This is a genomic window from Chamaesiphon sp. (assembly GCF_041737865.1).
Classification (GTDB): Bacteria; Cyanobacteriota; Cyanobacteriia; order Cyanobacteriales; family Chamaesiphonaceae; genus Chamaesiphon.
The window spans coordinates 1-6,752 of sequence record NZ_JBGSQZ010000077.1 but is presented as its reverse complement, the minus strand read 5'-3'; the positions used below and the strand labels follow the sequence as shown (position 1 = coordinate 6,752).

Genomic DNA, 6,752 nt, shown 5'->3' with positions numbered 1-6,752 from the left:
AATAAAATCCGTTTCATGGTAACAAGTGAAAACTGTAGCTTGAGATAAATCAAGAAGAGAATTCAGGTGAAAGTCCATAGCCAGTATGAGGGTAAAACGTAGCTGTCGCTACATTTTACCCTGTTTTCAGAGGAGAGCCGTGTGGTTATTTAAAAACGATCGATTTACGATCTATCAGTTAGTAGATGGTAAGTATCAAGTTAGTGAAAATAGTCGTTATTTCCCCAATCTTTCCCTGCAACAAACGATCGATCTCTGTGTCGCGACTGCCAAAACAAAAGGTACAGGTATAGCCATAAGCGAACTCCGGCGATCGGTTAGTAATATCGCGATTTATTAACTAGCCTATAAAAGCGCGCTCACAAAACCAGATCGCACTCATCACAATTATCCCTACCGAAATTAGCCGACGAATAGTGAGATCCCAGGGGAATCTACGCAGATAGGATAGACATAAATAAGTTAATAACACGATCGATATCTGACCGATTTCGATACCTGCGCTAAAACTAATTAGAGAAACCACTAAATTATTTCGCGGTAATTCCAATTCCTGTAAAGCCGAAGAAAATCCCAATCCATGAATCAAACCAAACCCAAAAGCTAACTGCCATCTCGCTAGATTAGGCTCCTTTCGCCACAAATTTTCCGCAGCAATATACGCGATCGATAGTGCAATTATAATTTCAACCCAGCGACTCGGCACAGAAACAATATTTAAAACGGCAAGAGATAAAGTAATAGAATGAGAAATGCTAAAGGCGGTAACTACCTTAATCAAATAACCTAAAGATCCGCCTAACATCAGTAGACTAACTAGAAATAAAATATGATCGTATCCAGTAAAGATATGCTCGATCCCTAGTCCGACAAAGCTACTAATCTGCTGTAAGATCGGTGCATCGATTAAAGCTGCATTTTTGGAGATCGGTGTAAAGACAATATTATCGACCCTACCGTCTCTAAATACCTGTGCTAGACAACGCGCCGTATTGACTCCCGGTACGAATAAATCATAATTCATTTGCAATTGATTTATCGGTTGTGCCCACCGATAAATCAATTGCAAATTGCTGTGATTCTCTGGGGTAGCGATAAGATTGGATGATAACTTTTTAGCAGTCGTCGAGCTGACTATTAAAGTATCGTACTTGACTTTAGCTGCTGTGAGTTGAATTTTTTCGCTCAAGAATTTCTGAAGCTCTGGTTGATATTTAGTTACTTCTTCTACCGATAGTTGTTGGTTTTTGTCATCATCAAACTGTGCGAACAACCCAGTCGGTACTGTCAAATTCATATTAACATTTTGGTTCTCAATCTGAATATCGGCTACAGCCAAATCCGCCCAATGAGCCTGACTGGGAAGTCCCAAACCCAAAACCATTAATAGTCCCAAACCCCAAGCGATCGCGATTTTCCAAACCTGAGATATTTGGCGATAAAAGGATCGAACATTTTCTAACATAAAGTTTATTCCTAAGTTTACAACCGATCGAATTTTAATTAGTGTGGCAGAAACAGTGAGCAGTCAGGGTCAGGCATCTAGATGCTCGCCCTAATTCAACCCTGACAATCCGACACCCAAGCCTAGAGCCTGTCTAGCTCCAGCATCGAAGGTGGGATCGATTGACTTCACCAGTGCTCGATACTGTTGTGCTTGTGCTGATTGCCCCCTAGCTTGAGCGATAACTGCTGCTCGATCGAATAACCCCGGATCGCGAATTCCTGACTTCAAAGCCATCTCCATCGCCGTCTGGGCTTCCTCTAGCTGTCCCATCTGCAAGTGAGCAGCCGCCAACGTATCCCAAGTTTCGGGATCTTGACGGATTTTAATTTCAGCCTGCATCAAGGTTAAAGCTGCCGATTTATCAGCTCCCTGTACGCGTTCCATTAACAATTGAGCTAACTCCCGCCGATGTCCGAAACCTGTGAGATCCGATCTCAATTTCGACGCCGCTTGCTCCCAAGTGCGATCGGCTGTAGTAAGATCTCCTTGCAATCGTTGTACTCGTGCCAAACCTCTGAGAGCAGCATGATCGTAGACTGTCGGACTTTGTTGGTTGGTGAGCAAAAAGCGATCGTATAATTCGATCGCCTGCTGCCGAGCCTGCGGCTGAGTGGGATCGGCTTGCCACCGTCGCACTGATAACTCCGCCATATTTAATAAAGCTGGGGGATATTTAGGTAAAATTTCGAGGGCAGACTGATACAACTCCTCCGCCTGCTGAAGTTGTCCCCGCTTGTAATAAAGTCGTCCCAATAGCGTCCGTACCCACGCCGAACTTCCCGACTCATCTGGCTCCTCCGCTGCGATTGCCGCTTGGAAATCTCGCATCGCGGCTGTGTCATTGCCGCGTGCGACACCTACCAAGGCTCTGAGCGCAAGATTGCCGAGTGTGGGTAGCTGTCGCACCGAGGTATCCGCAGTTTTCTGGGCGATTGTGACATCACCTAAAGCTAGATGGATAGTGGTCAACAACGGTAGGGATTCAGCTTGTGGGGGAAGTTGTTTGAGCAGGGCTAGAGCCTGAGTAAACTCATGCTTGGAAACTGCCACCTTCGCGAGGACTAAAATTGCCCCATAGTTTTCAAATGGTAAATGGACGAGCGATTGCTCTGCTGTCTGCTGCGCGAGGAGATACCAACTACTGTCTCCAGTTGCCCGCGCCATTTTTAAGTAATTTTGAGCTAATGCGGATCGAGCCAATCCGGCTGTCGGTTGCTGTTGAATGATGCGTTGATGAAAGGCGATTTCCTGTTGGATATTTTTGGTAATACTGCCGACGGGTGGACGCTGAAATCGATATTTCCAGGCAGAACTGGATCGCGGGGCGGCTAGTACAGTCGCCAACGCGATCGAGCTACCAATCCCTAGCAGCGCGAATAACCACCATTTCCGCTGGAACGATCGTTTGAAGAGGGACATTTGCATGGCGATTGAGTAGTTAGTGGTGTTACCGCAGCTCGATAATAGTTGCAGGAGGATCGATCGGTGCAGGAGCGGCATTGGTAGCTCCAGGCTGGATCTGAATCGGAGGTGGGATCGCGGGGGTAGTTCCAGGCTGGATCTGAATCGGGGCTGCGATCGCGGGGGTAGTTGCTGGTTGGAGCTGGATTTTCGCTGAACCAATACTCATCGATCCGGCTTTGAGATCGGCAAGTAGTTTGCGAGGATCGCCATAGCCTAGTCGAGGAGCCAACAGGATCGCTAGCCCATTCGCCAGTTCAGTTTTGTTTTGAGTAATTGCCTCGGCGAGGGCAAGCATCAAGCTGCGATTGTCTTCGAGTTGGCGTTTGACACGCTCGGTTTCTGCTAGTGAAACGTCTGGTGCCGTCAGTCGCCAAGTCACCCCAACCTGCCACCGGATGCCACTGGAGCCAGAACTGGAATTATTATTGAAACCAGTATTGAAACCACTATTAAAACTATTATTAAAACCGCCGAAAGAGTCATTATTGGTCGAGCCAAGATCGAGCTTGAGGCACAGAGTGGAGCAAGCATCGGAGCTGACTGGGAATGAAGAAAATTGAGCGTAAGTGGGAGACGCGATCGTCATCACCCCTAATATGACAGAAGTAAGTAGAGCAGATTTCATAATATGGCAGAGGGGGGAATTGAACCCAAACCCCAGCCCATCACCTACCGCATACCGACAAGTCGGCTAGACTGCGTTTTTGATGGTACCCCCCAACCCCCCCTTATCAAGGGGGAGGGCTTCTAGCTCCCTCCCCTTGATAAGGGGAGGGCTGGGGTGGGGTAAAGATCTCCGCAGTAGCTCAAATAACTTGTGTATAAGAAGCGGTAGGGCTATTACCGGAGGCAGGGCTGATTTATGCTCTAGTATCAGACATTGGTGCGTTACGGCAGCAGCCCAACACACCCTACATCAAGCTAGCGATCGACTGTCAACTGTCAACTATTTACCTAGTTTGGCAATGCTAGATAAGGAAAACTCCCTTCCAATGGCTTGTGTCCTTGAGCGGCGTTACCTGGAGTGCCTTCGTAGGAGGCATTATCACTGGTGATTTTACCGTTGGTGAGGACGCTTAGAGTGATGTCGATGACATCATCCTTGATTAGCCGTCCGCGAATGGGGCTACCTTTGGCATTGAGGGCATTACCATAGCCACTCGCCGCAGTAGTATCGATCCGCATCACATCTGGTAGGAAGGCACCCAACAAGGCGTTAGTCCTGGCATCATCATTGCCCAAGGCTTTGAGTGTGCGGACAGCTTCTGCGCCAATCGGTGCCGCAGCGGGAGTGAGATCGGCGGTAGGTGGCACGCTATTAAAGATATTGAGCAAGTTATTGCTGACGATCAAGCCCTCGTTGATAGCGGGACGGGCGAGGCGTTCTACTTGTTGATATTTGCCAGTTGCCGGATCTCGGAGGGAAATTGTCTCCCAGATATCATAGGTAGTGGCACCACTGCTACCTTGGAGAAATTGCTGGGGAATCCGAATCGCGATCGCGTTGACGTTAAAACCTTTGAATGAGTCCGCAGCTTGAGCTGGCGGACGGAAGCCAACGGCGGGGCCGATCCCCAGGGCACCAGCGCGAACTCGGAAAAATTGTTCGACATCAAAGACAAATGGGTCTTCACGTAACCCTGCAAAGACAGAAAGCTTGGTACCTGAGGATGACAGTTGATTGACGATCGGTCTGGGGGCACCGAGCGGCGTGGTGCGGAGGTTGGTAGCGGAGGTTTCTTGTCCGTCTTTGATGACAGTCAACTTAACTTGTTGCTGTTGTTGCTCGTTGGGTGCACTAAATTCAAAGCGGAGGGTGATATCTTCTTGCCCTGTGGGGGTCGCATCCTTGTCGGCTACACGAGTGATTTTAAATTCGTAGCGGGCATTGGTACTAAAGAAATATTGCTGACGAGCGATCGATCGCGGGTTGCTATTCATTACCAAGACTAAATCGCCAGGATTTGCCCCAGGATTTTGATCTTGTTCCCGAAATGCGTACAAGTCGGTCAAATTCAAACTGCGACCTTTGTAATCGACCTCGCCATCATCGTGATCGGAAGCCATCAAATATTGAGGTAAGCCAGTGGCTGCGACGATCGCGGCGATCGAGATCCCACCCAAAATTAGCGATTTTTTCCAGTTGAGTTTAGCAAACTTAAAAATTCCAAATGACATATCAGATCCTATTGTTAATTAGACGGTGGATAGATTTGTGGCTCCATCAGAACATACGTTACTAGTTTCAGAACGGCTTCAACTAGCAAGCAATAAACGATCGAGCATCGCCCAACGGCATGAGCGAGGGTGCAAACGATCTAAACCTAAACTTGCTAAGTGCAAAATTTAGTAGTGGATGTGGCGCAAGTAGTCTCACAGCAATCCTTGCGCCACATCCGCCTGTTTTAGTTGGCGCGATCGGTACGATTGCTGTCTCAAAATCTAAGCAGTTTTGACGTTGATATTGACAACTACATCGTTGAAATCGCGATCGCCACCACCATAGAGATCCTCGACGCCGAAAGTATTGTTACCCAGTAAGCGGAAATGGTCGATTTGGTCGGGGTTGGCACCGAGATAATTGAAGTACGCATGAATCGCATTAGGGTCAGTACTGTTGTTATTGACATTTCTGCTGACAAAATCAGTCAACGATCCTTGTGCGACGATTACAGGCGCGTACAGCTTACCGCCAACTAGGTCTTGGTTAGTCTTACTATCGGTTTTACCTGCTTGCAATACCACACTTCGGATCGCTTCAATGGCATAGTTGGCATCGCCAGGTTTGAGTGTAGTACCACTGGCTAGTTTGATCGTCCCGATCGCATCTTCGACCGCATAAAAACCAATGTTGTTGTTATAGCCTGCGGAACTGGTGGTAGTAATATCGACCTTGATTGGTGTGGCTGCAAAGCCAGTCAGATCGATCGTCCGTCCTTGCGCCAACCCTTGCGATTTAGCACCGATCGCGATATTTGGGGTTGCACCATCTAGTTTCGCGACATTCAAGACCAGTTCATCATTATTAACTGATACTCTATAGCCATCATTCGTACTATTATTAGTGACTTTAATCGGGCTATTTCCACTCGCATCAGGGCGAGCGAAGAGGATATTAGTCGGTGTTCTGTTACTAGCAAGCTGTTGTTGCAGATCGGCGATAGATCCGTCCTGCACCTGGAAAAATTGATATGTTTTATTGGGATCTAAGCCAATCTCTTGTCTATTGCGACTAAAGAAAGTTCCACCCAAACTAGCGAAGATCGGTCTGGCGGAGTCGGTGACAGCTTTGAGATAACCTGCCTCACCCACGGCAATACCGCCGACTTTTCCCGTAGCATCATCGACTGCGAAGATCCCAATTTCATTGACTTTAGTACCCGCTTTCTGAGCGATCGCACTGACACCAAAGCCTGTAACTGTCGTGTCAGTTGTCAATAGATTTTGAGCTAAACTGATGCCAGCGATCGGTATTGGGACAAATGTGGAAATTATGATGTCATTGGCACTTAGCTTGGCATTTTTGACAATGGCTAGTTGGGTACTGCCAAAGCTAATACTGGTATCAGTACCAACGACCGTAGTAGTCACATCACTAACCTTGCCACCAGTTGCCAGATCGACTTGGATCGTATCATCAAGCAGATTGAAGTCCGTAATCGTATTCGGGGTTTTGGGTAAATTTACTCCTGAGAGCACAAATAAATCCTGACCCGCACCGCCAGTAAGAGTATTGCCGCCCAAGCCGCCAAAAATCAGATCGTCGCCAGCACCGCCAATT

6 protein-coding genes are annotated in these 6,752 nt (G+C 47.7%); 1 reads left to right on the top strand and 5 read right to left on the bottom strand.

The genetic code is table 11. The features are described from left to right. Nucleotides 1–139 precede the first annotated feature (139 nt). Nucleotides 140–340, top strand: coding sequence for a hypothetical protein (locus ACEW9J_RS05530; RefSeq protein ID WP_373544138.1), 201 nt, complete (start codon nt 140–142; stop codon nt 338–340). On the opposite strand, the gene ACEW9J_RS05525 is transcribed toward ACEW9J_RS05530, so the two are convergent. The 5 genes from ACEW9J_RS05525 to ACEW9J_RS05505 form a co-directional block, all read right to left on the bottom strand. After that, nucleotides 341–1,465: a HupE/UreJ family protein gene (locus ACEW9J_RS05525; RefSeq protein ID WP_373544137.1), complete on the bottom strand. Its 1,125-nt coding sequence runs from the start codon at nt 1,463–1,465 to the stop codon at nt 341–343. A gap of 90 nt (nt 1,466–1,555) precedes the next feature. Then, a complete protein-coding gene (locus tag ACEW9J_RS05520) occupies nt 1,556–3,007 on the bottom strand; it encodes a tetratricopeptide repeat protein (protein WP_373544136.1) in 1,452 nt (483 codons plus the stop codon). After that, nucleotides 2,955–3,596: a hypothetical protein gene (locus tag ACEW9J_RS05515; RefSeq protein ID WP_373544135.1), complete on the bottom strand. Its 642-nt coding sequence runs from the start codon at nt 3,594–3,596 to the stop codon at nt 2,955–2,957. Before ACEW9J_RS05515 ends, ACEW9J_RS05520 begins: the two co-directional genes overlap by 53 nt. Nucleotides 3,597–3,925: 329 nt before the next feature. After that, nucleotides 3,926–5,149, bottom strand: coding sequence for a DUF4331 domain-containing protein (locus tag ACEW9J_RS05510; protein WP_373544134.1), 1,224 nt, complete (start codon nt 5,147–5,149; stop codon nt 3,926–3,928). A gap of 264 nt (nt 5,150–5,413) precedes the next feature. After that, the coding region (locus tag ACEW9J_RS05505) for a DUF4114 domain-containing protein (RefSeq protein WP_373544133.1) at nt 5,414–6,752 on the bottom strand (1,339 nt) is incomplete at its 5' end.